This is a genomic window from Lentzea sp. NPDC006480, assembly GCF_040611995.1.
Classification (GTDB): Bacteria; Actinomycetota; Actinomycetes; order Mycobacteriales; family Pseudonocardiaceae; genus Lentzea.
Genome location: NZ_JBEXPJ010000144.1, coordinates 1 through 22,983, shown reverse-complemented (window position 1 = coordinate 22,983; position 22,983 = coordinate 1). Strand labels below are relative to the sequence as shown.

23 protein-coding genes and 1 pseudogene are annotated in these 22,983 nt (G+C 69.1%); 9 read left to right on the top strand and 15 right to left on the bottom strand.

Features of this window, described 5'->3' with window-relative positions:
- Window positions 1–318 (bottom strand): annotated as a pseudogene (locus ABZX92_RS36180) (hypothetical protein); the annotation flags it as partial.
- 172 nt (window positions 319–490) lie between these two features.
- On the opposite strand from ABZX92_RS36180, the gene ABZX92_RS36175 reads away from it, so the two are divergent.
- Together ABZX92_RS36175 and ABZX92_RS36170 are read left to right on the top strand one after the other, a co-directional pair.
- Window positions 491–952 (top strand): hypothetical protein, encoded by a 462-nt coding sequence (locus ABZX92_RS36175; protein ID WP_355569746.1) that lies wholly within the window; start codon window positions 491–493, stop codon window positions 950–952.
- A gap of 69 nt (window positions 953–1,021) precedes the next feature.
- Window positions 1,022–1,390, top strand: coding sequence for a hypothetical protein (locus tag ABZX92_RS36170; protein WP_355569743.1), 369 nt, complete (start codon window positions 1,022–1,024; stop codon window positions 1,388–1,390).
- A gap of 43 nt (window positions 1,391–1,433) precedes the next feature.
- Here ABZX92_RS36170 and ABZX92_RS36165 read toward each other — a convergent pair whose 3' ends face one another.
- Window positions 1,434–1,886 carry a DUF4396 domain-containing protein gene (locus ABZX92_RS36165; RefSeq protein WP_355569740.1) on the bottom strand — a complete coding sequence of 151 codons (453 nt, stop codon included), beginning with the start codon at window positions 1,884–1,886 and terminating at the stop codon, window positions 1,434–1,436.
- An 83-nt stretch (window positions 1,887–1,969) separates the two neighbouring features.
- Here ABZX92_RS36165 and ABZX92_RS36160 point away from each other — a divergent pair, with 83 nt between their 5' ends.
- From ABZX92_RS36160 to ABZX92_RS36145, 4 genes are all read left to right on the top strand, one after another.
- Window positions 1,970–2,296 carry a hypothetical protein gene (locus ABZX92_RS36160; RefSeq protein WP_355569737.1) on the top strand — a complete coding sequence of 109 codons (327 nt, stop codon included), beginning with the start codon at window positions 1,970–1,972 and terminating at the stop codon, window positions 2,294–2,296.
- Window positions 2,297–2,343: 47 nt separating this feature from the next.
- Window positions 2,344–2,874, top strand: a complete 531-nt coding sequence (locus tag ABZX92_RS36155) for a DUF305 domain-containing protein (RefSeq protein WP_355569734.1) — start codon at window positions 2,344–2,346, stop codon at window positions 2,872–2,874.
- 237 nt (window positions 2,875–3,111) lie between these two features.
- On the top strand, window positions 3,112–4,593 hold the full coding sequence (locus ABZX92_RS36150) for a non-reducing end alpha-L-arabinofuranosidase family hydrolase (RefSeq protein ID WP_355569732.1): 1,482 nt from the start codon (window positions 3,112–3,114) through the stop codon (window positions 4,591–4,593).
- Window positions 4,594–4,701: 108 nt separating this feature from the next.
- Window positions 4,702–5,391: a glycoside hydrolase family 11 protein gene (locus tag ABZX92_RS36145; RefSeq protein WP_355569729.1), complete on the top strand. Its 690-nt coding sequence runs from the start codon at window positions 4,702–4,704 to the stop codon at window positions 5,389–5,391.
- A gap of 20 nt (window positions 5,392–5,411) precedes the next feature.
- Here the strand turns inward: ABZX92_RS36145 and ABZX92_RS36140 are convergent, their stop codons facing one another.
- Genes ABZX92_RS36140 through ABZX92_RS36120 form a run of 5 tightly spaced genes read right to left on the bottom strand, consistent with a single transcriptional unit; the run spans window position 5,412 to window position 9,986 of the window.
- Window positions 5,412–6,407 (bottom strand): YdcF family protein, encoded by a 996-nt coding sequence (locus tag ABZX92_RS36140; protein ID WP_355569726.1) that lies wholly within the window; start codon window positions 6,405–6,407, stop codon window positions 5,412–5,414.
- Between the two features lie 22 nt (window positions 6,408–6,429).
- Window positions 6,430–6,609 carry a hypothetical protein gene (locus ABZX92_RS36135; RefSeq protein ID WP_355569724.1) on the bottom strand — a complete coding sequence of 60 codons (180 nt, stop codon included), beginning with the start codon at window positions 6,607–6,609 and terminating at the stop codon, window positions 6,430–6,432.
- An 18-nt stretch (window positions 6,610–6,627) separates the two neighbouring features.
- The gene (locus ABZX92_RS36130; RefSeq protein WP_355569721.1) at window positions 6,628–6,780 is read right to left on the bottom strand and encodes a hypothetical protein; all 153 of its coding nucleotides are present in this window, start codon (window positions 6,778–6,780) and stop codon (window positions 6,628–6,630) included.
- Between the two features lie 14 nt (window positions 6,781–6,794).
- Window positions 6,795–7,541: a phosphotransferase gene (locus ABZX92_RS36125; protein ID WP_355569718.1), complete on the bottom strand. Its 747-nt coding sequence runs from the start codon at window positions 7,539–7,541 to the stop codon at window positions 6,795–6,797.
- A 45-nt stretch (window positions 7,542–7,586) separates the two neighbouring features.
- Window positions 7,587–9,986, bottom strand: coding sequence for a tetratricopeptide repeat protein (locus ABZX92_RS36120; protein ID WP_355569715.1), 2,400 nt, complete (start codon window positions 9,984–9,986; stop codon window positions 7,587–7,589).
- Window positions 9,987–10,021: 35 nt separating this feature from the next.
- Between ABZX92_RS36120 and ABZX92_RS36115 the strand changes: the two genes are divergently transcribed.
- Window positions 10,022–10,795, top strand: a complete 774-nt coding sequence (locus tag ABZX92_RS36115) for an IclR family transcriptional regulator (RefSeq protein WP_355569712.1) — start codon at window positions 10,022–10,024, stop codon at window positions 10,793–10,795.
- A gap of 18 nt (window positions 10,796–10,813) precedes the next feature.
- Window positions 10,814–12,259 carry an aldehyde dehydrogenase family protein gene (locus tag ABZX92_RS36110; protein ID WP_355569710.1) on the top strand — a complete coding sequence of 482 codons (1,446 nt, stop codon included), beginning with the start codon at window positions 10,814–10,816 and terminating at the stop codon, window positions 12,257–12,259.
- On the opposite strand, the gene ABZX92_RS36105 is transcribed toward ABZX92_RS36110, so the two are convergent.
- The 7 genes from ABZX92_RS36105 to ABZX92_RS36075 all read right to left on the bottom strand — a co-directional run bounded on the left by ABZX92_RS36105 (window position 12,256) and on the right by ABZX92_RS36075 (window position 19,096).
- The gene (locus tag ABZX92_RS36105; RefSeq protein WP_355569707.1) at window positions 12,256–12,894 is read right to left on the bottom strand and encodes a response regulator transcription factor; all 639 of its coding nucleotides are present in this window, start codon (window positions 12,892–12,894) and stop codon (window positions 12,256–12,258) included. The two genes, ABZX92_RS36110 and ABZX92_RS36105, sit on opposite strands and share 4 nt — an antisense overlap.
- Complete coding sequence (locus tag ABZX92_RS36100; protein ID WP_355569705.1) at window positions 12,891–13,751, bottom strand: histidine kinase; 861 nt, start codon at window positions 13,749–13,751, stop codon at window positions 12,891–12,893. Before ABZX92_RS36100 ends, ABZX92_RS36105 begins: the two co-directional genes overlap by 4 nt.
- Entirely contained in the window at window positions 13,748–14,959 is a 1,212-nt protein-coding gene (locus ABZX92_RS36095; protein WP_355569702.1) for a serine hydrolase domain-containing protein, read from the bottom strand. Before ABZX92_RS36095 ends, ABZX92_RS36100 begins: the two co-directional genes overlap by 4 nt.
- Before the next feature lie 95 nt (window positions 14,960–15,054).
- Complete coding sequence (locus ABZX92_RS36090) at window positions 15,055–16,620, bottom strand: MDR family MFS transporter (RefSeq protein WP_355569699.1); 1,566 nt, start codon at window positions 16,618–16,620, stop codon at window positions 15,055–15,057.
- The gene (locus tag ABZX92_RS36085; RefSeq protein ID WP_355569696.1) at window positions 16,617–17,246 is read right to left on the bottom strand and encodes a TetR family transcriptional regulator; all 630 of its coding nucleotides are present in this window, start codon (window positions 17,244–17,246) and stop codon (window positions 16,617–16,619) included. The genes ABZX92_RS36090 and ABZX92_RS36085 overlap by 4 nt, the downstream gene beginning before the upstream one ends.
- Before the next feature lie 74 nt (window positions 17,247–17,320).
- Window positions 17,321–18,073 (bottom strand): DUF427 domain-containing protein, encoded by a 753-nt coding sequence (locus ABZX92_RS36080; protein WP_355569749.1) that lies wholly within the window; start codon window positions 18,071–18,073, stop codon window positions 17,321–17,323.
- Between the two features lie 39 nt (window positions 18,074–18,112).
- Complete coding sequence (locus tag ABZX92_RS36075; protein WP_355569693.1) at window positions 18,113–19,096, bottom strand: ribose-phosphate diphosphokinase; 984 nt, start codon at window positions 19,094–19,096, stop codon at window positions 18,113–18,115.
- Between the two features lie 495 nt (window positions 19,097–19,591).
- Here ABZX92_RS36075 and ABZX92_RS36070 point away from each other — a divergent pair, with 495 nt between their 5' ends.
- The gene (locus ABZX92_RS36070; protein ID WP_355569690.1) at window positions 19,592–21,091 is read left to right on the top strand and encodes an alpha/beta hydrolase; all 1,500 of its coding nucleotides are present in this window, start codon (window positions 19,592–19,594) and stop codon (window positions 21,089–21,091) included.
- Between the two features lie 58 nt (window positions 21,092–21,149).
- Here the strand turns inward: ABZX92_RS36070 and ABZX92_RS36065 are convergent, their stop codons facing one another.
- Window positions 21,150–22,859 (bottom strand): AAA domain-containing protein, encoded by a 1,710-nt coding sequence (locus ABZX92_RS36065; RefSeq protein WP_355569688.1) that lies wholly within the window; start codon window positions 22,857–22,859, stop codon window positions 21,150–21,152.
- Window positions 22,860–22,983 lie beyond the last annotated feature (124 nt).

Sequence of the window (22,983 nt, the reverse complement as noted above, 5' to 3'; positions counted from 1 at the left end):
GCCCAGTTGCTGGACCGGGGCGTAGAGCGAGCTGAGGATCGCGGCGAACGCCAGGACGCCGCCGAGACTGATGCGGCCGGAAGCGATCTCCCAGGGGATGTCCTTGGCGAGGTACCCGGGCTGGCCGTTCTTGCCGGTGCGCCAGCTGGTGAAGTACCCGATCACGCGGCGGGACTTGTCCGGACCCAGGTTCTCGCGGCCGGAGGTGTCGTAGACGCTGCAGTACGGCACGTCGACGCCCGGTGTTTTGTAGAGCCCGTCCGGCCGGCAGTCCTCATGGGCTGCGGCTGCGACGGGCGAGTTGGTCACGGCTATCACGGTCCCGGCTAGCAGTGCTAACACCGGGACCACTCTGGCGAGCAGGCGCAAGACGAGGACCTCCTGGCTAGGGCGGCGGCCACTGCGGGGAACCGTAAAATGGTCCAGACCTTTGCGTCAATAGTCGATCACTGACATCGGGTGTCAGTGATGGCGTTTTAGCGTCCTCCTCATGAGTGAGAACGATTTCGACTTCTTCCACGGCCGGTGGCGGGTGGCCAACCGCAAGATCGCCGACATCGCGGGCCGCGGCACCGAGTGGGTCGAGTTCGAGGCCACCGGCGACTGCCGGCCGGTCCTGGGCGGCGCGGCCAACATCGACACCCTCCGCGCCGACGACTGGGAGGGCATGACGCTGCGCCAGTACGACCCGGCTGGGGACGTCTGGCGCATCTGGTGGGCCTCCACCCGCGCTCCCGGCCAGCTCGACCCGCCGCTGGAAGGCCGGTTCACCGACGGCCACGGGGTGTTCTTCGGCGACGACGTGGTCGGCGGGCACGCGGTGAAGCTGCGGTTCGACTGGACGGCCGGCGACGAGCCCGTGTGGCAGCAGCAGTTCTCCTACGACGACGGTGAGACGTGGGAGACGAACTGGGTCATGAGGTTCACGCGCGCAGAGTTGAACACCGTCTGACCTGCGGGTTCAAAGTTCTTGCAAGAACCCGCGCGCATCCTGGGACTACCACCGAACTGGGGAGGTCACATGGTGGGCAAGAAAACAGCGGGCGTACTCGTGCTCGCGGCAGCGGCGCTCGTGCTCGGAGTGGGCACGGCATCCGCCGCTGGGGATGACAGTGGTCAGGGCACGCGGGTGACCGGGGTGGACAACCGGGAATCGGGCACGCGCGTGACCGCGGTGGACGACCGGGAAGCCGGCGTCGACGACCGCGAGGCCGGAACGCGGGTGACCGGGATCGAGGACCGGGAAGCCGGGATCGACGGCAAGGAGCAGTCCATCGGGACCGACGGCAAAGACCAGTCGATCGGCACCGACGGCACTCGGGTGACGGGCGGCGTCAGCAGCCAGGGCACGCGCGTCACCTCGGTGGACTCCGGCCAGCTGACCTGGTGACCGCAGGGGCCGGGACGTCACGAGACGTCCCGGCCCTTCCACGTCAGTGGTGGTGCTGGTGGACGACCGCGTGACCCTTGCCGCGGCCGATCATCCAGCGGTTCACCGGCACCGTGACCACGAAGGCGATCACCAGCGACACCGCCAGCGACGCCCAGAACAGCCAGGTCCCCAGGCCCGCGTCCATGGCGCCGGGCACCACCAGGATCACGCCGTTGTCGACGATCTCCATGACCGCGATCGACACCGTGTCCGCCGCCAGCGCGACCCCGAGCGCCGCCTTGAACGACAGGCCCGAGCGCAGCACCGGGCGCATCGTGAGCGAGTAGCCGAACACGAACGCGAGCACGATGGCCAGCACGATCGTGGCGAGGTTTCCCCAGCCCAGTGCCGTGCCGATGATCATGCCGAGCACCTCGCCGATCGCGCAGCCGGTGAGGCAGTGCAGCGTCGCGGAGATCGCCTGCCTGGTGAGGCTCGCGGGAGCGTGGTTCATGTCGTCCTCCTCCTTGAACGTCGCGCCGAACGATACCCCTAGGGGGTATCGGTATCAACCCGTACCCCGGTAGGGTGTGTCACATGACGCGGCGCCAGTGGACCCGATGGGTGCTGCTGTGCGCGCTCGTGTTCGCCGTCGTCGGGATGCACCATGTCGCAGCCGCGGAAACTCCGCACGCCGAGCACATGGTCAGCCATCAGCAGCAGGAACCGCACGAGCACGACCTGCTGCACCTGTGCCTCGCGGTGCTGGTCGCGGCGGCCGTCGCGCTGACGGCGTGGTTCCTGGCCAGGACGGCACTCCCCCGCCTCGCGGCGCTCCCGTCCGAGACGCCGCTGAGCACCCCGCAACGTCCGCCACCGGGCGGAAGATCGCTTCTCACGTCTCTCTGCGTGCTGCGGAACTGAGTTCAGTCCACTCAGCACTGTCCACAACCGTCAGAGAGAAGAAACCCTTGAAGAAGTCCCTCATCGGGGCTGCCGTCGGCATGCTCGTCTTGAGCGCCTGCGGCAGCACCGAGCAGCCGGCCGCGCCCGATCGCAAGGCGGACATCGCGTTCGCGCAGCAGATGGTCCCGCACCACGAGCAGGCGCTGGAGATGGCGAAGCTCGTGCCCACCCGCAGTTCCAACGACAAGGTGCGCGGCCTCGCCCAGCGCATCGAGAAGGCGCAGGACCCGGAGATCACCCGTATGAACGGGTGGCTCAAGGAGTGGGGCTCCGCGGCCACGCAGGACCACACCGGCCACGACATGGCCGGGATGATGAGCCACGAGGACATGGCGGGGCTGGAGAACGCCACCGGCGCCGCGTTCGACGAGCAGTGGCTCGACCTGATGATCAAGCACCACGAGGGTGCCGTCGAGATGGCGAAGACCGAGCTCGACCAGGGCAAGGACGCTGACGCCAAGAAGCTCGCCCAGGCGATCATCGACGGTCAGCAGCAGGAGATCACCGAGATGAAGGACCTCCTGAAGACCAGGTGAGAAAACGGGCGGGGACCGGGCGACCGGTCCCCGCCCGCCAGAGCTAAAGAATTCGCTCCTGCTTTAGCAATCCGGAATGCCGGTCGAAACATTTTCGGGCCGTCTTGACCGCGCGGAATTCGTCCCCCACAGTTTGGCGCAGGTAAATGGCGCCCGTGGCCGTGACATCCGCACGTAATAGTCGTTCATTCGAACGTTGCCGCGGTTTGCCCCACCTCGACGAAGAGGAGCATGCCCATGGCCGGATCGGACCATCCCCCGCACACCCGCCGAGCTGTACGGCGTCGCACGGCCGCCGCCGTCGTCGCCGTGCTGCTCGGCGGGCTGGTGGCGGCCTTCAACGCGGCGCCGGTGTCGGCGGCCACGGTCGACGCCAACGCCTGGTACGTGCTGGTCAACCGCAACAGCGGCAAGGCCTTGGACGTCTACAACCTCGCGATGAACGACGGCGCCCGCATCACCCAGTGGACCCGCAACGACGGCAACCAGCAGCAGTGGCAGTTCGTCGACTCCGGCGGCGGCTACTACCGAGTGAGGTCACGGCTGTCGAACAAGGTCCTCGACGTCTCCGGCAACTCCACCGCCGACGGCGCCGGCATCATCCAGTGGACCGACCACGGCGGCGCCAACCAGCAGTTCCGCCTCGCCGACTCCGACGGCGGCCACGTGCGCCTGATCAACCGCAACAGCAACAAGGCCGTCGAGGTCCAGGGCGCCTCCACCGCCGACGGCGGCAACGTCGTGCAGAACAGCGACGCCGGCACCACCAACCAGCAGTGGCAGCTCGTCCTCGTCGGCGGAGGCCCTGGTACGTGCTCTCTGCCGACGACCTACAGCTGGTCGTCGACGGGCGCGCTGGCGAACCCGAAGCAGGGGTGGGTCTCGCTCAAGGACTTCACCCACGTCATGTACAACGGCAAGCACCTGGTCTACGCGACGACGCACGACACGCGGACTTCGTGGGGATCGATGAACTTCGGGACCTTCACGAACTGGTCCGACATGGCCTCTGCCAGTCAGAACGGGATGAGCAGCGGCACCGTCGCCCCCACGCTGTTCTACTTCGCGCCCAAGAACATCTGGGTGCTCACCTACCAGTGGGGTGGCACCGCGTTCAGCTACCGGACGTCGAGCGACCCCACCAACGCGAACGGCTGGTCGACGCAGCAGACGCTCTTCACCGGCAGCATCCCCAACTCCGGCACGGGCCCCATCGACCAGACGATCATCGGTGACGGCACGAACATGTACCTCTTCTTCGCCGGTGACAACGGCAGGATCTACCGCGCGAGCATGCCCATCGGGAACTTCCCCGGCAGCTTCGGCTCGGCCTACACGACGATCATGAGCGACACGCAGGCGAACCTGTTCGAAGCGGTCGAGGTCTACCGGGTCCAGGGCCAGAACCAGTACCTCATGATCGTCGAAGCGATGGGCGCGCGGGGCCGCTACTTCCGCTCGTTCACGTCGAGCAGCCTGAACGGTTCGTGGACCCCGCAGGCCGCCACCGAGAGCAACCCGTTCGCCGGCAAGGCCAACAGCGGCGCCACCTGGACCAACGACATCAGCCACGGCGACCTGATCCGCAGCAACCCGGACCAGACCAAGACCATCGATCCCTGCAATCTGCAGTTGCTCTACCAGGGACGTGACCCCAACTCCGGCGGCGACTACGGCCTCCTGCCCTACCGGCCGGGCCTGTTGACGCTGCGACGCTGACCGCCTGCGCATTCGACGGTTTCGACGATCCGAATTCGACAGAATTCACTCGCCGGAGAGTTTCGAAAATTTATCGAAACCTTTTGACCGACCTTCGGAGTACAGCACATGACCAAAACAAGTGTTCGATCGTCGCGCCGCGTTCGCGTCGCTCTGCTCATTTCCGGTGCCTGCACCGCACTGGTCGCCGCATTGCTGCCCGGCACCGCCGACGCTGATGTGGTCGCCAACGCCACGTGCTCAAGCCAGACGGGCAACAACGGCGGCTACTACTACTCGTTCTGGACCGACGGCGGCGGCCGGGTCTGCATGGACTTCGGCTCCGGCGGCAACTACAGCACCTCGTGGAGCAACGTCGGCAACTTCGTCGGCGGCAAGGGCTGGAGCAACGGGTCGCGGCGCACCGTGAACTACTCGGGCAGCTTCAACCCGTCCGGCAACGCCTACCTGACCCTCTACGGGTGGACGTCGAACCCGCTCGTCGAGTACTACATCGTCGACAACTGGGGCACGTACCGGCCCACGGGCACCTACAAGGGCACGGTGACCAGCGACGGCGGCACGTACGACATCTACCAGACGATGCGCTACAACGCGCCCTCCGTCGAGGGCGTCAAAACGTTCCCGCAGTTCTGGAGCGTCCGGCAGCAGAAGCGGACGGGCGGGTCCATCACCACCGGCAACCACTTCGACGCGTGGAACCGGGCCGGCCTGCGGCTCGGCAACTTCAGCTACTACATGATCCTCGCGACCGAGGGGTACCGGAGCAGCGGCAACTCCAACATCACCGTGCGGTGACGCTGCCGGCGGGCGGTGCCTCAGCCGATCTGGGTCAGCGCGAGCCCGCCCGCCATCAGCAACGCGCACGCCAGCGTGTGCACCACCGGGTTGCGGACCAGCAGGGCCACGAACTCCCGCAGGAACGCGCTCGGCACGAAGTACCAGGCCGTCGGCGCGCCGATCACCTGCAGCCGCAACCCCTGTTTGCGCGACAGCACGGCCGTGCGGAACACGTGGTAGTTGTTCGTCACCGCGACAACGCGTCCGGTGTGCCCACGAGAAGCCAGCAACTCCTTGCTGTAGCGGAGGTTCTCCTCGGTCGTGGTCGCCTGGTCCTCCAGCACCACGTCGTCGTCGGGTACGCCGCGCTCGAGCAGGTACTCGCGCATCGCGAACGCCTCGGAGACCGCCTCGTCGGCGCCCTGCCCGCCGGACACGACGATGATCGGCGACCGCCCGGCCTCGCTCTCGCGCCGGTACAGCCGCAACGCGCGGTCGAGCCGGGACGCCAGCAGCGGTGGCACCCGTGATCCGACCAGGCCCGCGCCGAGCACCACGATGCCGTCGAATCCGCTGCGGCGCCCGGTGCGGCCGTAGATCACCGAGTACAGCAGCAGGCTCACGAACAGGAACGCGATGTACGCGGACACCAGGAACAACCCGATCGCGCTGCCGCGGATCCAGTCGTTGGGCTGGCCGATGCCCCAGCCGAAGTAGATCATCTCGCCGATCAGGGCGAGGCCCGCGAGCAACGACAGCAGGTTGCCCAGCGAGCGGCCCTCGCGGCGGACCATGACCAGGCCGTTCGCCAGCAATGCCAAGGGCAGCAACAACAGGCCGAGCACGGCGAGCATGAACGCGAGGAGCAGCGGCAGGCTCAGCACGGGGTTGTCCCGCCCGGCTTCGGCCAGCAGGAGCAGCAGCATCACCAGCGTGATGCCGAGCCAGATCGCGTTGCTCAGCCTGCGCCGGTCGCGCACCACCCCGTAGACGAAGATCGACGCGGGGAGGACGAACAGCAGGGCGGCCAGCACCGGCCAAGCGTAGTACCCGTGATCAGTCAGTGCTGTCGGTGCGGTCAGGCTCGGGAGCCGCGGGCTTCGGCCGCGGCCTCAAGCGCACCGCTCCCGCCGTGAGGTCGAGCGGACCGGTCTCCTCGAAGTCCTCGCCGGTGCCGGAATCCGCGGCCTCGCTGCGGAGCTTGCGTCCCGGGAACAACTCGCCCAACTGTCCCATGCACTCGACCTTACCCCTTTAGAACAGGGCGATGAGCAGCACGATCACGGCGATCGCGACCAGGATCGGGATCCACATCCCACCCTGCGGCCTGCGGTAGTGGCTGCGGACCGTGGTGGTGCGGAACCAGCTGTACGGGGCGCTGCGGCGGTGCCTGCGAACCCAGGGCATCCTCGACAACTCCTTCAGTCGGTGGGACCCCGGGATACCCCGATCGAGAGCCGGTCACGCACGCCTTCGAGTCCACCTGCCGCCACCTGCGGATCACCGATGTCGTTGCCGTACAGGACTTCGTGCCACGGCCCGAGCTGGTGCCAGATCAACGCACGCCGCCACAGCTCGTCCGTTACCCCATATGCCGCAACGAGTGCGTCCACGAACTCCGGTGGGGTGGAGTGCAGCGCCCAGGCGAGGTCGATCGCCGCGTCGCCGATGTGCAGGTCGCCGAAGTCGATCACGCCGGTCAGCACGCCTGCGCGGCCCAGCACGTGTTCGGGACCGAGGTCGCCGTGGACGAGCGTGTCCGCGGGCAGCCCGTCGATCTTGGCCAGCAGCTCCTCGCCGCCAGGCACCTGGACTTCCGCGCGGAACCGTTCGACGGGCAACGTCATCGGCCCGACGCCTCGTTCGGCGGCCTCGGCCACCGGAACCGCGTGCAGTGCCAGCAGGAACTCCCCCAGCTGGCGGCCGTGGGCGGCGTTGAGGGCGGCCAGCTCCGCGCCAGGCACGAGTTCGTGGCGGACCACCAGTGGATCGTCGGAGATCACGACGGGCACCGGGACGGGCAGCGGCAGCAGAGGTGCGAGCCAGGGCATCACCACAGACTCGCGCACCAGTTGCGGGCCGATCTCGGGGCGACGCGGCCGTCGTTCCACCCACCGGCCGCCGACCAGCTCGGCCGTGCTGTCCCAGCCCTCACCCAGGTACGTCATGGAACCAGTTCGTAGCAGCAAACGGCGGCGCGGTCCGAGCGACTTTCACGCCTGCAGCGCCGCGAGCAACTCCCGCGCGTCCGCGGCCACCTTCTCCTGCCCGCGCGACTCCGCGCCCGCCAAGGCCTCTCGTGCCGCCTCCGCAGAACGCGTGATGCGCGCACGAACCAGCAACGCCCGCGAGTGTTCCATCATGCTGTCGGTCTCGACGATCATGGTGAGCACCTCGTCGATCAACTCCACCGACGCCGTGGCCTCCGCGAGCAGGATCGACGCGGTGATCACGCCGGGCCCGTAGCCGATCTTGCGACCGAGCTCGACCGCCTCACCCGCGTGCCGCGCCGCGTGTTCCGGCTCCAGCACCGCCATCGCGACGAGACAGTCGATCCGCGCTTTCGGGTGCTCGGCCTCGCGCGCGACCTCGAAGCACTGCTCCGCCGCTCGCAACCCCTCGGCGACCGAGCCTCGTTCCGCGTGGATGCGGGCGAGGCTCGCGAGGGCGTTGGCCAGGGCACGTTGCTGGTCCTGGCTGATGTTGAGCTGCACGGCCTCGATGCTCGCGGCCAGCGCCCGGTCCAGGTCGCCGAGCTCGAAGTAGGCGACGGCGATGTTGTCGAGCGCGAGGGCGGCCTGGTTGTGCAGACCGTGGCTCTCGCTGAGGTCCTTGACCTCCTGGAAGTACTCGGCCGCCTGGCGCAGCTCACCGCGCGTGCCGGCGAGGATGGCGAGGTTGATCAGCACGCTGCCGACGCCGCGCACGTCGCCGAGCTCCTGCCGGATCCGCAACGCCTCCACGAACTGCGCCCGGGCCCGCTGGCCCTCGCCCATCTCCTGGAGCACGAGCCCGGTCGCGTTCCTGATCGACGCCACCGCGAACGGCGTCGGCGCGCATTCCAGTGCGTGCTCGTAGCTGCTCAGCGCGGTGGCGTACTCGCCGTGCGTCCACGACGACATGCCGAGGCCGTACCAAGCAGCGGACTGCCCGGCCAGGTCGCCGGCCGCCTGCGCGGTCCGCAGGCCGGCGCGGAACACCAGTGCCTTCTCGGTTTCGAACCGGCCGACGTGCAGGTAGATCCGCAGGGCGTCGGCGAGCTGCTGCGCATACGGCGACGGTGCCGCCAGGACCGCCGCGACCAGGTTGGAGTGCTCGTCCTCCAGCCACGCCCCCGCTTCGTCCCGGTCGGCGAAGGTGAGGCTCGGGCCGTCGAGGTCGGGCTCGGTCAGCAGGCTCGTCTCCGGCACGATGCCGCGGACGGCGTTGTGCGCGGTCCGCAGGTACCACGCGTACATGGCGAGCAAGCCGGCCTGGTCGTCGTCGTCAGCCGCGTCGGCAGCGAACAGCCTGATGAGGTCGTGCAGCTGATAGCGAGCGCCGATGTGGTCGACGAGCCCGGCGCGCACCAGTTCGTCGAGGTGCGCCTCCGGGTCTTCGCCGGTCAGCGCGGTGGCCGCCTCCAGTCCGATGTCCGCGCCCGGTGGCAACCCCAGGCGCCGGAACACGCGCTTGGCCTCGCCGCTCAACGCCCGGTAGGACAGCTCGAACGTGGCCCGCACCGCCGCGTCGCCGTCGATCTCGAGCACGTCCAGCCGGTCGCCGCGCAGCTCGTCGAGGTAGTCCTCGATGTGCCCGTGGGCAACGTTCGCCCCCGCGATCCGCAACGCGAGCGGCAGGTGCGCGCACAACCGCACCAGCTCCGTGCGCTCCTCGGGCGTGCCCTGCACGCTCATGCTGGCCAGCAGGTCGTGCGCGTCGTCGTCGCCGAGCACGTCGAGCCGGAGCTGTCCTGGCAGGTCGTGACGGCTCGTGACGATGGCCAGGCAGCCGGGTTCGGTGGGCAGCAACGTCTCGATCACGTCCTCGGCGGCGTTGTCGAGCACCACGAGCACCTTCTGGCCGGCGAGCTTCGACTGGTACAGCGCGGCCTGCGCGGCCAGGTGCACCGGGATCGCGGCCTGCGGCACCCCGAGCGCGCGCAGAAACCCGCCGAGGGCTTGTTCCGGAGTCACCGCAGGCCCGGACGCGAAGACCCGCAGGTTCACGTACAGCTGCCCGTCGACGTACCGCTCCCGCAGTCGGTGCGCGAGCCTGACCGCGAGCGCCGTCTTGCCGACGCCGGGCGGTCCGGTGATCGCGACCGGGCCCTGGTGGTTCTCCAGGCGTTCCAGCTCCTGCTCACGACCCACGAAGTCCGGCAGGTCGGCGGGAAGCTGGCACGGTCCGGGCGTGCGCACCCTCAGGCGATAACCGGACGCGTCCGTGACGATCTCGTCCGGGATGGACCGTCGGAGCCGCTTCACCAGCGTGCGCAACGCCGGCAGCGGTCCTGCGGGCGGGTGGTCGCCCCAGACCTCGCGAACCAGGTCAGCGAACAGCACGGGCTCGTTCGGGTGCGCGGCTAGTGCCCGGTGCAGCACACGGAGTTTTCCTTCTTGAGTTCCGGCCACCAGCCGATACTAAGCACGGCGTGCAGAATTCCGGGATGGCCGCCACCGTGTCCGCCAAGCTGCTGTCGCTGCTCGGCACGTTCGACTCCCGCCACCGCCGGCAGACCCTGAGCACCATCGCGCGCCGCAGCGGCCTGCCGATCAGCACCACGCACCGGTTGCTGGCGGAACTGGACGCCTGGGGCGCGGTGCGCAGGCTGGAGTCCGGCGAGTACGTCATCGGGCGGCGGATCTGGCGGCTCGGGCTGCTCGCGGCGGGCGAGGTCGACCTCAGCCGGGTCGCGGAGCCGTTCCTGCACGACATCCACGCGGCCACGCGCGCCGTGGTGCACCTGGCCGTGCGCGAGGGCACCGAAGTTCTGTACCTCGATCGGGTGTCGGGCCACGCGTCCGTGCCGATCGTCAGCTCGACGGGCAGCAGGTTGCCGTTGCACTCGACCGGCGTGGGCAAGGTGTTGCTCGCACACGCACCCGCCGAGGTGCAGGAAGAGGTGCTGCAACACCACCTGACTCGGATCACCGCCTACACGGTGACCGAGCCCGGCCGGATGCGGGCGCAGCTGCATCGGATCCGCCGCGACGGGTACGCGCAGACGTTCGAGGAGATGACGCTCGGGGCGTGCTCGGTCGCGGTGCCGGTCGAAGTGGACGGACATGTCGTGGCAGCGCTCGGCATCGTGGTGCCGGACCTGCGGAACGTGCGCGGACGGCTGGTGGCCGCGTTGCAGGTGGCCGCGCGGGGCATCGGCAGGACGCTCGATCCCGGTTTCCATCCAGCGGAAACCGGACTTGGTGGTAACCGAGCCTGAGGGCTTGAATCACGAGCTGTGGCAAGCGAAACGCGTCAACTCTTCATCGGCGGCGAAAGCGTTCCCACCGCGGACGGCCGCACCACCGACGACCTCAACCCCTTCACGGGCGAGGTGCACGCCGTTGTCGCCGCTGCTCAGGCAGCCGACGTGACGCGCGCGGTCGACGCCGCGCAGGAGGCGTTCCCGGAGTGGGCGGCCACGTCGCCGTCCACGAAGCGCCGGATCCTGCTGCGGGCGGCCGACGGTCTGGAAGCCCGGACGAAGGAAGCCATCGCGCTCATGGCGGGCGAGGTCGGCGGTGTCAGCGGGTGGGCCGGCTTCAACATCGTGCTGGCGGCCAACATGCTGCGTGAGGCGGCCGCGGCGGTCACGCAGCCCGTCGGCGAGGTGCTGACCACGGAGACGCCGGGCCAGCTGTCGCTCGCCGTCCGCGAACCCCTTGGCGTGGTGGCGGCGTTCGCGCCCTGGAACGCGCCGATCATTCTCAGCACGCGGGCCGTCGCGGCACCTCTGGCGGCCGGGAACACCGTGGTGCTCAAGCCGAGCGAGGACGCGCCGATCGCGGCCGGGCTGTTCATCGCGGACGTGCTGCACGAGGCCGGGCTGCCCGCGGGTGTGCTCAACGTCGTGACGAACGCACCGGACGACGCCGCGGAGATCGCTCAGGCGCTGATCACCGATCCGCGCGTGCGGGCGGTGAACTTCACCGGGTCCACCGAGGTCGGCAGGATCATCGGAACCCTTGCGGCACAACACCTCAAGCCCGCGGTGCTGGAGCTCGGCGGCAAGAACTCGTTGCTGGTGCTCGACGACGCCGACCTCGACTACGCCGTCGACGCGGCCACGTTCGGCTCGTTCCACAACGCCGGGCAGATCTGCATGTCGACCGACCGGATCCTGGTGCACCAGGCTGTGGCCGAGGAGTTCACGACGAAGCTCGCCGCCAAGGTCGGCTCGCTGCCCCACGGCGACCCGGCCGACCCCGGCACGGTGATCGGTCCGGTGATCAACCCGCGTGCCGCCCAGCGCGTGGCCTCTCTCGTCGCCGATGCGGTCGAGGGTGGGGCACGGGTGCGAGCTGGTGGCGAGGGCGCCGCGACCGTGCTGGACGGCGTCACCCCGGCGATGCGGATCTTCCGCGAGGAGATCTTCGGCCCGGCCGTGGTCGTGACGACGGTGACCGATGACGACGAGGCCGTGGCCATCGCCAACGACACCGAACACGGTCTGACCGCCGGCGTGATCACCGAGGACTCGCGGCGCGGGCTCGACCTCGCGCGCCGGATCCGCACGGGCATCGTGCACGTCGGCAACCAGACCGTGGACGACGAGCCGCAGGCGCCGTTCGGTGGCGTGAAGTCCAGTGGTTATGGCAGGTTCGGTGGCCGGTGGGGCATCGAGGCCTTCTCGGCGACGAGGTGGGTCACGGTCGCGGGCGAACCCGGACACTTCCCCTTCTAGTTCGTGGTCAGCCCGGCTTCGCGCGCGACTATCGCCGCCTGCACCCGGTTCTCCGCCCCTAGCCGGGCCAGGATGGCGCTCACGTGCCCCTTCACCGTGCCCTCGACGAGCTCCAGCCGCCGGGCGATCTGCGCGTTCGACAGCCCTTCGCCCAGCAGCGCCAGCACATCCCGTTCCCGCGAGGTCAGCGACTCCACGCGGGAACGGGCCTCGCCGACCCGTCCGCCGCGGAACCGCGTGATCATCCGCGCGGCCACCTTGGGCGCCAGGTAGGCGCCACCGGACGCCAACGCGTGCACACCGGCGATCAGCTCGCGCGGATCCCCCGACTTCAGCAGGAATCCGCGCGCACCGCCGTCCAGCGCCTGTTCCAGGTAGCCGTCGTCGTTGAACGTCGTCAGCATCGCGACGCCGAACCCCAGGCGTGCCAGCTCCCGAGCCGCTTCCAGCCCGTCGAGCCGCGGCATCCGGATGTCCAGCAGCACCACGTCGGGCCGGTGCTTCAACGCCAGGTCGATCGCCTCGCGACCGTCGCCGGCCTCCGCGACCACCTCGATCGACGGATCCGAGCCGAGGATGGCGCGCACACCCGCGCGCACCATCGTCTCGTCGTCGGCGAGCAGTACCCGAATCACGACTCCCCCGCGTGCGGAAGCGTTGCCACCAGCTCGAACTTGCCGCTGTCACGGCTGATCCGGAGCGTACCGCCAGCGAGCCGCACCCGTTCCCGCAACGCGATCAAGCCCAGCCGGCTGCCCGCGCCCCGCCGCAACCCGAGGTCGTTGCTCGCCTCCACCACCGTGGTCGCATCGGCGGTCGTCACCGTCAGCACCACCACGGACTTCGGCGCGTGCTTGGCGGCGTTCGTCAACGCCTCCTGGACAACCCGGTGCGCAGCTCGCTCCACAACAGACGGAACCCGTCCGTCCACGGTGAACTCGACCCGCAGCCCCGAAGCAACCGCCCGGTCCACGAGCCCGCGCAGGTCCGTCGCAGCAGGCGGTTCACCGTCGCGCAGGAGGAAAACGAGGTCCGCCAACCGTTCCGTGGCGTCGGAGGCGGCCACCCTGAGCTGCGCGGCGGCCGTCTGGTGCTCGGCGGGCAGGTTCATCTCCAGCGCGCCCGCCTGCAACGCGATCAGGCTCAGCTCGTGCCCCAGCGTGTCGTGGACTTCGTGCGCGATCCGCGTGCGTTCGCGCAGGTGAGCTGCCTCCACGCCCGCCGCCGCCAACGCGGCCTGCTGGTGGGCGACCCGGCCGAGGAACCACGGCAACGCGGCTGACAGGCCCACCACGACGAGAGGGGTGAGCCCGATGAAGGCCGCCGCGAACATGATCGCGGGCCAGCCGGATGCCATCTGGCGACCGAGCAAGAACGAAGCCACGAACACCACAACACACACCAGCACTGTCCACGGCGGCACGTTCTGATGCATGAAGAACGACACCGTGACCGCGGCGGCGACACATGCCGCGAGCGCCACGATCCTCATCGCCGCCACCTCACAATCGCCACGCTGACGTTGAGCACACTGGACACGCCCAACCACACCACAAGCGGCAGCGAATAGTGCGCCAGTTGGTAGAACGTGATGTCGCGCCCACCGCCGTACAGCAGTCCCAGCAACGTCGGCAGCGCCAGCAACACACCCAGCGGCACGAACCTGAGCACCTGCCACGCCTTGTGGAACCTCCGCGGCCGCCGCAACGCCCGCACTCCCAGCACCAGCGACAGCACCGTCAACCCCGCCAGCACCAGATCGGTCACCAGCCGGTACGACGACGGCTCCGGCGGTGTCCTGCCGTCGACGATGTCCGCGATGCCGTTCTCCAGCGCGTAGGTGCTCTCGTTGCCGAGCCCGATGCCGCTGTTGGCCATCACCGCGATGCCGTAGCCCGAGGAAGTCAGCACCTGCCCGGCCGTGCTGGTGAACCAGATCCCGTTGTGCCGCAACCGTCCCTGCGAGTCGGTCTCCCAGCCCATCCCTTCCCGCGGCGCGAGCTTCGGCTGCGCCGCCAGCCACTTCGCCATGTCCGCGGCCGTGGTGATCACCCCGTCGGACCCGGCGACGAACCGGTCCGGCTCGGTCAGCGGAACGGAGAACCCGTACGCGTACCCGTAGCCACGCCGGTAGTCCGACGGCAGATCGCGCGGTGTCACGTCGATCGCGACCGTCTCCCGCATGTCCAGCGGTTCGAAGACGTGCTTCCGCAGATAGGAGTTGAAGCTCTCGCCGGACGCCAGCTCGACCAGCCGCGCGGCCAGGTGGTAGTTCGTGTTGGTGTACCGGAACTGGCCGTCGGGCACGGCCGTCCGCAACACCTCCTGAGCCCGTTCCACCGCCTGCGCAGGCGAACCAGGTTGCGGCAGGCTCTTCTCCGGCAACGTGCGGTCGCTGATGCCCGACTTGTGCGCGAGCAGCTGCCGCGGCGTGACGCGCGAGTCGAACACCGGCCGGTCGAGGTCGATCTTGCCCGCGTCGGCGAGCTGCCGGACCGCCAATGCCGTGAACGACTTGCTCACCGACGCGATCGCCATCTTCGTGTGCTCGGTCATCGGCGCGCCGGAGGAGTCGTGCCCGAAGCCCTGCACCGCGATCACCTGATCCCCCTTGGTGATCGCCACCGAGACGCCCGGAAACGACGCCTCACCCATGAAAGCAGACACGAACAGCGCAATCGCCGCACCCCAGATGTTCATGGGACAGAACGTAAGGATCACGAACGACGAGAACCCGACCCGAAAGGCAGAGCGGACCCCCGACGAAAGTCAGGGGTCCGCTCGCCCAGCAGGATTCAGTGCCCGGCGGCCATCTCGGCGGCCAGCCGGTCGTCACCGCTCTGCTCCTTGAGCGGCTTCTCCTTGATGAACAGCACCGCGAGCAGCGCCAGCACCGCGAACGGCGCACCCACCAGGAAGAGCTCCGCGGTGGCGGTCGCGTAGATGTCCGCGATCACGGCCTTGATCTCGGGCGGCAGCACCGAGAGGTCCGGCACCTTGGCCTCACCGTCCGTGCCGCCCATCGGCCCGAACTTCTCCGCGGCCAGCGACGACACCTTGCTCGCCAGCACCGCGCCCAGCGCCGACACACCGATCGCACCGCCGAGCGAGCGGAAGAACGTCAGCGTCGACGTGGTGGCGCCGAGGTCCTTGGCCGGCACGTCGTTCTGCGCGGCGAGAACCAGGTTCTGCATCATCAGACCCACGCCGACACCGAGCACGAACATGTCCACCGACACCATGAACACCGTGGTCTGAGCGGTGATCGTGGACAGCAGCAGCATGCCGCCGACCATGACCACGCCACCAGCGACCAGGAAGGCCTTCCACCTGCCGTACTTCGTGATCAGCTGACCGGCCACAGTGGACGAGACGAGCAGGCCGAAGATCAGCGGCAGGCCCAGCAGACCGGCCTGCGTCGGCGTCTTGCCGAGCGCCAGCTGGAAGTACTGCGAGAGGAACACCGTACCGCCGAACATCGCGACACCGACCAGGGCGCTCGCGATGGTCGCCAGCGCGACGGTGCGGTTGCGGAAGATCGACAGCGGCACGATCGGGTCGTGCGCGGTGGCCTCGACGCGGACGGCCGCCACCAGCAGCAGAACGCCCAGCGACACCAGGCCCGCGGTCCAGCCGGACCACCAGTCGAACTTCTGCCCGGCCAGCGACGACCAGATCAGCAGCGTCGAGACACCGGACACGATCAGGAACGCGCCCAGGTAGTCGATCTTCGTCTCCCGCTTCTGCACGACCGGCAGGTGCAGGGTGCGCTGGAGCAGGTAGATCGCGGCGAGGGTGAACGGGATGCCGATGAAGAAGCACCAGCGCCAGCCCAGCCACGAGGTGTCCACGAGCAGGCCGCCGATCAGCGGGCCCGCGACGGTGCCGACGCCGAACACCGCGCCGAACATGCCGGAGTACTTGCCGAGCTCACGCGGCGGGATCATCGCGGCCATCACGACCGTCGCGAGCGCGGTGACGCCTCCAGCGCCCAGGCCCTGCACCACGCGGCTGACGATGAGCATCTCGATGTTCTGCGAGAAGCCCGCGATCAGCGAGCCGACCACGAAGAGGCTCAGCGACGCCTGGATCAGCAGCTTGCGGTTGTAGAGGTCGGCGAGCTTGCCCCACAACGGCACGGTCGCGGTCATCGCGAGCAGCTCGGTCGTCACGATCCAGGCGAAGATCGACTGCGAACCCTTGAGCTCGGCCACGATGCGCGGCAACGCGTTCGAGACGATGGTGCTGGCGAGGATCGACACGAACATGCCGAGCATCAGGCCCCACATGGCCTGCACGACTTCGCGTTTGCTGTGGATCGGCGCTACTTCTGGTTGCGGCACTTCGGTTTCGGCGCTCATGAGGTTCCCCCTTCGTGGTGGTGCGGCGGCACGTGAACCAGCCCGGTGCCGAACAGGTCGAGGGCTTCGCCGACCAGGTCACCCAACGCGACGTTGTCGTCGAGAGCCCAGCGCGTCACCGCACAGCGGAACGCGGCGCTCCCGGCGGCGACGACGAGCCGCGGGTACAGGTGGGACTCGGGAAGTCCCGCCCGTGCGCCCACCGCGGCCGCGAGCAGCTGCTCCGACTCCGCGCTGTTGGCGAACGCGCGGACGAGCAGGTCCGGCCGCTGCATCAGCACTTCCTTGCGCAGCAGCCACAGGTCGCGGGCGTTGTTCAGCTCGTCGGTGATCTCGGCGAGGACCGACTGCCGGTACGCCTCGAACGGCGAGACCCCGTCCGCGGCGGACGTGATGCGACCGGCCATGCGCGGACCCGCCTCGGGGTCCGCGCCGATCAGCGCCTCGTCCTTGCTCGCGAAGTAGTTGAAGAACGTGCGCACCGAGACGTCGGCCTCGGCGGCGATCTCCTCCACGGTGACGTGGTCATAGCCCCTCTCGGCGGCGAGACGCACCGTCGCCCGCTCGAGCGCCGCACGCGTGCGGCGCTTCTTGCGGTCGCGCAGGCTCTCCCCCGACTGGTTCACGGCTCAAACAGTACAGGAGAGTTTTGCAGTCACTGCAACTTTGCAGAGTGTGAAGTACGCAACGCTCGGAGTAGCTATGACCAGGGAGTCTTCGGCTTCTCCTGGAGTTCGCCATCGATGAAGAGGTCTACCTTCTCGCTGTAGAAGCAGGCGAGCCCGGCGACCTTCTGGCTCTCGGGCAGCGGTGCCCGGTAGATCCACACCAGGTCCTCGTGCACGACACCGCCGACCTCGACGTTCCAGTAGGTGGCCGTCCCCTTGTACGGGCAGTGCGTCTGGGTGTCCGACGGCCTGAGCAGATCGGACCGCACGTCGCTCAACGGCAGGTAGTAGCGCGGCGGAAGGCTCGTTTCGAAGAGGATCCGGGGCTGTGACGAGGCCGCGAGCGTCACGCCGTCGAGCACGACTCGCACGTGCCGCGAGCTGCCGAGCACGTCAACGCGCTTGTACGGGTCACGCGGGTGGACGTAGATGGGCTCGTCCTCTTCCAGCCACTCGTCCATCGCCGCGAACTCGAACCGGACGAGGTCGCGCAGCTCCTCGATCGGCGAGTCCGGGTACGTCAGCGCGGCGCCCTCGGCCGTGCCACCCGCCGTGACGACGTCGTGGACGACTCCCTCGCCCCGGCTCGGCGAGTGCTTGGTCTCCCCCGTCGCCTTCAGCTCGGCCCGCACCGAGGAGAGCGGCAGGTAGTAGGCCGGGTAGTACGGGATCTCCCAGACCAGCCGCGGCGAGGTCGTGTCCGCGACCAGCTCGCCACCGAAGAACGCACGGACCCGCTTCGCCGAGTTCTCGACCCGCACCCGGCCACGCTGCTCGTTGCCCATGTCCCATACCAACACGGGACGGGCTGACCTGCTTCCCGGCTACGCGTTCCCGTCGAACAGGCTGGTCACCGAGCCGTCCTCGAAGACCTCCTGGATCGCGCGGGCGAGCAGCGGCGCGATGCTCAGCACCGTCAGCCCCGGGAACCGCTTCTCGTGCGGGATCGGCAGGGTGTCGGTGAGGATCACCTCGCGGGCCTTGCTGGCGATGAGCCGGTCGTACGCGTCGCCGGACAGCACACCGTGCGTGGCCACGAGCACGACGTCCTTCGCGCCCTGATCCAGCAGCTGCCGCGCGGCACCCGTGCTCGTCATCGCCGTGTCGATCATGTCGTCGACCACGACGCACGTGCGGCCCTCGACGTCACCGACCACGCGGTTGGCCAGCACCTCGTTGGGACGCGACGGATCGCGCGTCTTGTGGATGAACGCGATCGGGCACCCGCCGAGCAGGTCGGCCCACTTCTCGGCGAGCCTGGTGCGGCCGGCGTCCGGCGAGACGATCGTCAGGTCCTCGCTCTGGTACCGCGTCCGGACGTGCTCGGTGAGCAGCCACATCGCGTGCAGGTGGTCGACCGGGCCGTCGAAGAAGCCCTGGGCCTGCGCGGTGTGCAGGTCGACCGTGACGATCCGGTCCGCGCCTGCCGTCTTGAACATGTTCGCGACCAGCCGTGCCGACACCGGTTCACGTCCGGCGTACTTGCGGTCCTGGCGGGCGTACGGGTACGACGGCACGACCGCGGTGATGCGCTTGGCCGAGGCGCGTTTCAACGCGTCGACCATCAGCAGCTGCTCCATCAGCCAGTCGTTGATGGGCGCCGTGTGGCTCTGCAGGACGAACGCGTCGGCGCCGCGCACCGACTCCTCGAACCGGACGAAGATCTCGCCGTTCGCGAAGTCGTAGGCGGACTGCGGGGTGATGGCGACGCCGACGTACTTGGCGACCGCCTCGGCGAGCTCCGGGTGCGCCCTGCCGGAGAGCAGGATGAGCTGCCGTTTCGCGATGCCCGGCTTGCCACTGACCACGTCACGCTCCACGTCGCTGGGTGATGAACCCGATCGTTCAGCATCACGGCGAGATCACGCAAATGCTGCGTCCGGCCGATGAGATTCCACGTTGCCGAGCAAATACGCGTACCCCCATCGGGCACACCCACACGTAGTCACTCAGCACGCACGAGATCCCACCCTCGGTATAAATCGGCCGATTCGGATTCACCTCATGGGGTACGTCGAGTGTGATTTCTTGATCAGCGTGCTTGATGGGTCAAAGATCATGCCTACGCTCCTGCCATGCCTGCAGACCAGGACACCCCCGGACCGACACAGTCGGCACCACCACCGGGCCCGATCGTGATGAGCACGCCGATCCACGACCAGATCGCGGACCGGCTGGGAGTTCGCCAAAAGCACCGACGGCCGGATTGAGCCCGCTCGGGAGATCACGACTTTCGGCGGTGCACGGCACCCGTCGCGGACGGGTAGGAATGGCCCCTCTTCGGACAAGAGGGGAGCTTGTCGATGCGTATCACCGTGCTCGCCGCGGCGGCCGCGCTGCTGGTCACCGGGGCGCCCGTCGCGCTGGCGGATCCGGGAGTGCCGCGGATCGCCTGGGAGGCGTGCGGACCGGAACACCCCGGCTTCGAGTGCGCCTCCGTGCGGGTGCCGCTGGACTACGACAACCCGCGCGGCGCGACCACCTCCGTGGCGTTGGCGCGCAAACCCGCCACGGACAAGGCGCACCGGATCGGGTCGCTGTTCCTCAACCCCGGCGGACCGGGCGGCTCGGGCGTGGACTTCGCGCTGGGGTCGGGCAACAAGCTGTCCGCCAACCTGCAGGGTCGCTTCGACATCGTGGGCTTCGACCCGCGCGGCATCGGCCGGTCGGATCCGCTGCACTGCTTCAAGAGCCAGGCCGACCTGGACAAGTTCTTCGAGGGCGTAACCGGTTTCCCTTACCAGGCCGCGCAGGAACGGCCGTTCTTCGACCGGTACCGCTCGCTCGGGCCGGAGTGCCAGGACGACCAGAAGATCGCGCGGCACATGAGCACCGCGGACGTCGCGCGGGACATGGACCTGCTGCGCCGCGCGGTCGGTGACCGGAAGATCTCGTACCTCGGCTTCTCCTACGGCACCTACCTCGGCGCCACCTACGCGAACCTGTTCCCGAACAACATCCGCGCGCTGGTGATCGACGGCGTGCTGAACTCGGAGCTGTGGTCGAGCGGCCGGCAGGTCGAGTCGGACCGGATCGCGACCAAGGAGGAGTTCCGCGAGTTCCTCCGCAACTGCGACGAGGCCAAGTGCGTGTTCGGTCCTCAGTCGGAGAAGCGCTGGAACGCGTTGCTGGCCTCGGTGCGCGCCAAGCCGATCCAGCTCGGCGACCAGACCTACACCTACGACGCCGTGATCAACACGGCGATCGGCGCGATGTACAACCCGCGTGACTGGCCGGAGACGGCCGAGCTGTTCGACCAGCTGTCGGACGCATCTTCCGGCGCGTCTGCTTCGAGCGCTGTTTCCGTTGCGGCGGAACCGGACTACGACAACGGCTTCGACGCGTACAACGGCAACGTGTGTGCGGACATCGAGTTCCCGCGCGGGTTCGACGCCTACCGCGCGACCGCTCGTCACGCTGCGGCGGGTTCGGAGTTCGGACCGGCGTGGTGGTGGGGCAACGCGGCCTGCGCGAACTGGCCCGTGAACTCCGACCGGTTCGCCGGACCGTGGCGCACGAAGACCAACGCGCCGGTTCTGGTGGTGGGCAACCACTTCGACGGCGTGACGGACTTCCGCGGCGCTCAGGCGGTGAACCGGCAGATCGCGGGAAGCCGTTTGCTGGCATACGCAGGTTGGGGCCACACGGCATATGGCCTGAGCAAGTGCGCGTCGGACTACACCAACGCCTACCTCCTCAACGGCACGCTGCCGCCGGTCGGCACCGTCTGCCCGGCAAACCCGAACCCGTTCCTGCCCACGGCCGCCACCACCGAGCCGCTCTTCCAACCTACCCGCCGGTAACCCCACGCGGGGACCTTTCGTTTGGCACGAGCGCACGAAAGGCCCCCGCGTGCGGCCGTCAACGGCGGAGTTCGTGGGTTAGTTCCACGGCCGCGCGGGCCGGGTCGTGGTCGAAGCGGCTGCCGAAGGCGTCGTGCACGCGCCAACCCGCGTGAGTCAGTGCGCGCCAGCGGGCGAGATGCGCCTGTGCGCCTTCCGGGTGCGGGCGCGTCTCCACCGCGACGGCGTTCTCCTTCTCCCCCACCACGAGATCGACCCGCCACCGCCCCACCGGATAGCCCGTCCGCACGGTCAGGCCCGCGGTCGTCAGCTCCTGGGCCAGCCGGGCCGTCCAGGCGTCCGCCGGCTCGATCCCGGCGGTCTCGGTCGGCGGCACGTCCGCGTGCAACAGGTACTCACCGATCAACCCCGGCGGCTGGGCGGCCGAGGTGATCACGTGCACCTTGCCGCGCGCCCGCGTGGTCAGCACCGCGAGCAGGTTGGGGTCGTTCACGAACCGCCACCCGCCGGGCTTCTCATCGGCGGCCAGGCTGATCACGACCTCGTCGAACTCGCTGCCCTGCACCCCGTGCACCGTGCCGACGCGCACGCCACCGGTGGTGATCTCGTCCAGCGTCAGCTCGCCCAGCAGCGCCGCTTCCAAGGCGTCCGCCTGCGCGCGGAACGGCGTCACGACACCGATCGACCGCACACCCGCCGCGATCCGTTTGCGCACGTGGGCGAGCACGGCGTCGACCTCGGCCTGGTTGCCGCCCTTCGGGGTGCGGGAGCCGGCGACGCGTTCGGTGTCGATGCAGTCGACGTCCGCGATCGCCGGGTGCGTGGTCAGCAACGCGATCTTGCCGTCGTAGAACTTCGCCGCGGCGAACCCGATGAGGTGCGGTGCGCAGCGGTGGTGTTCGTCGAGCCAGTGCACGCCCGCGGTGGCGGCGCCCGCGTCGAACAGACTCACCTTCGGCACGTCCAGCCGGTCGCGCAGGTCCTGGGTGCCCTCGGCGTCGACGGCCGCCTGCACGGCCTGATCGCTCACGAACGAGACGTGCCGCAGCTGCCGCGGATCACCGCCGATCACCGCGGAACGCCCGCGCAGCAACGCCGGCGCGGCGAGCGGCTGGTCGACGTGGCTCGCCTCGTCGATGATCACCAGGTCGAACATGCCCGGCACCGCCGGCAGGATGTCCTCCACATCGGACAGCGTCCCGACCCACAACGGCAGTGCCGCGACGAGATCCGCGCTGTCGATCTCGGCCAGCCCACGCCGCCGGGCCGCCCTGCCCGAGCGCAACGCCTTCGCGAGCGCCGCCACCGCCCGGCGCGCGCCCGAGCCGCGACCGCTGACCGCGAACTCCTTGAGCCACGCGGCGGTCGCCGACCGGGCGGCACTGTCCTGTTCGGACAACAACGGCCGCAGCTCGGCGAACGTCGTGCCGCCACCGGCCGCGAGCCGCACCGAGGCGGCGGTCTGCTCGGCAGCCGACACCGCGGCCGTCAGGTCCTCCGCCGAAACCTCACCCGCGCCGGCGAGACGACGCGCCTTCGACAACGCCCACCCCGTGCGCAGTCCACCCAGGAACCCGGTACGCGGCCGAAGAAGTCCTTGCAGTGCATCAAAGTCGACCCCGGCGTCGAACGCCCGCGGCGCCACCTCGCGATGCCCGGCCATCAAGGCGTGGTGCCGGCGCGCCTCGCTCGCCAGCTGCTCGTCGTTCAGCGAGGCGGCGACCGCGCGCTCGACCCGTGCGACAGCGGCGACCGCGGCCCGCCGCACCCGCTCCAGCGACTTCAGCTGCTCGGGATCACTCGTCGCGGACAGGCGAAGTGGCTGCGGCCGAGAAGGAGATGGTCGCCCGCATCGTCGAAGCCCTCAGCTGATCACGGCCGGCCGGCCGGGC

Excerpts from the sequence above, each read along its gene's own strand:
- ABZX92_RS36175 (WP_355569746.1), top strand. The coding sequence starts at position 491 with ATGAGTGAGAACGATTTCGACTTCTTCCACGGCCGGTGGCGGGTGGCC.
- ABZX92_RS36095 (WP_355569702.1), bottom strand. The coding sequence starts at position 14,959 with ATGAACATCTGGGGTGCGGCGATTGCGCTGTTCGTGTCTGCTTTCATG.
- ABZX92_RS36150 (WP_355569732.1), top strand. The coding sequence starts at position 3,112 with ATGGCCGGATCGGACCATCCCCCGCACACCCGCCGAGCTGTACGGCGT.
- ABZX92_RS36165 (WP_355569740.1), bottom strand. The coding sequence starts at position 1,886 with ATGAACCACGCTCCCGCGAGCCTCACCAGGCAGGCGATCTCCGCGACG.
- ABZX92_RS36070 (WP_355569690.1), top strand. The coding sequence starts at position 19,592 with ATGCGTATCACCGTGCTCGCCGCGGCGGCCGCGCTGCTGGTCACCGGG.
- ABZX92_RS36090 (WP_355569699.1), bottom strand. The coding sequence starts at position 16,620 with ATGAGCGCCGAAACCGAAGTGCCGCAACCAGAAGTAGCGCCGATCCAC.
- ABZX92_RS36160 (WP_355569737.1), top strand. The coding sequence starts at position 1,970 with ATGACGCGGCGCCAGTGGACCCGATGGGTGCTGCTGTGCGCGCTCGTG.
- ABZX92_RS36115 (WP_355569712.1), top strand. The coding sequence starts at position 10,022 with ATGGCCGCCACCGTGTCCGCCAAGCTGCTGTCGCTGCTCGGCACGTTC.
- ABZX92_RS36130 (WP_355569721.1), bottom strand. The coding sequence starts at position 6,780 with ATGCCCTGGGTTCGCAGGCACCGCCGCAGCGCCCCGTACAGCTGGTTC.
- ABZX92_RS36080 (WP_355569749.1), bottom strand. The coding sequence starts at position 18,073 with ATGGGCAACGAGCAGCGTGGCCGGGTGCGGGTCGAGAACTCGGCGAAG.
- ABZX92_RS36125 (WP_355569718.1), bottom strand. The coding sequence starts at position 7,541 with ATGACGTACCTGGGTGAGGGCTGGGACAGCACGGCCGAGCTGGTCGGC.
- ABZX92_RS36145 (WP_355569729.1), top strand. The coding sequence starts at position 4,702 with ATGACCAAAACAAGTGTTCGATCGTCGCGCCGCGTTCGCGTCGCTCTG.
- ABZX92_RS36135 (WP_355569724.1), bottom strand. The coding sequence starts at position 6,609 with ATGGGACAGTTGGGCGAGTTGTTCCCGGGACGCAAGCTCCGCAGCGAG.
- ABZX92_RS36100 (WP_355569705.1), bottom strand. The coding sequence starts at position 13,751 with ATGAGGATCGTGGCGCTCGCGGCATGTGTCGCCGCCGCGGTCACGGTG.
- ABZX92_RS36170 (WP_355569743.1), top strand. The coding sequence starts at position 1,022 with ATGGTGGGCAAGAAAACAGCGGGCGTACTCGTGCTCGCGGCAGCGGCG.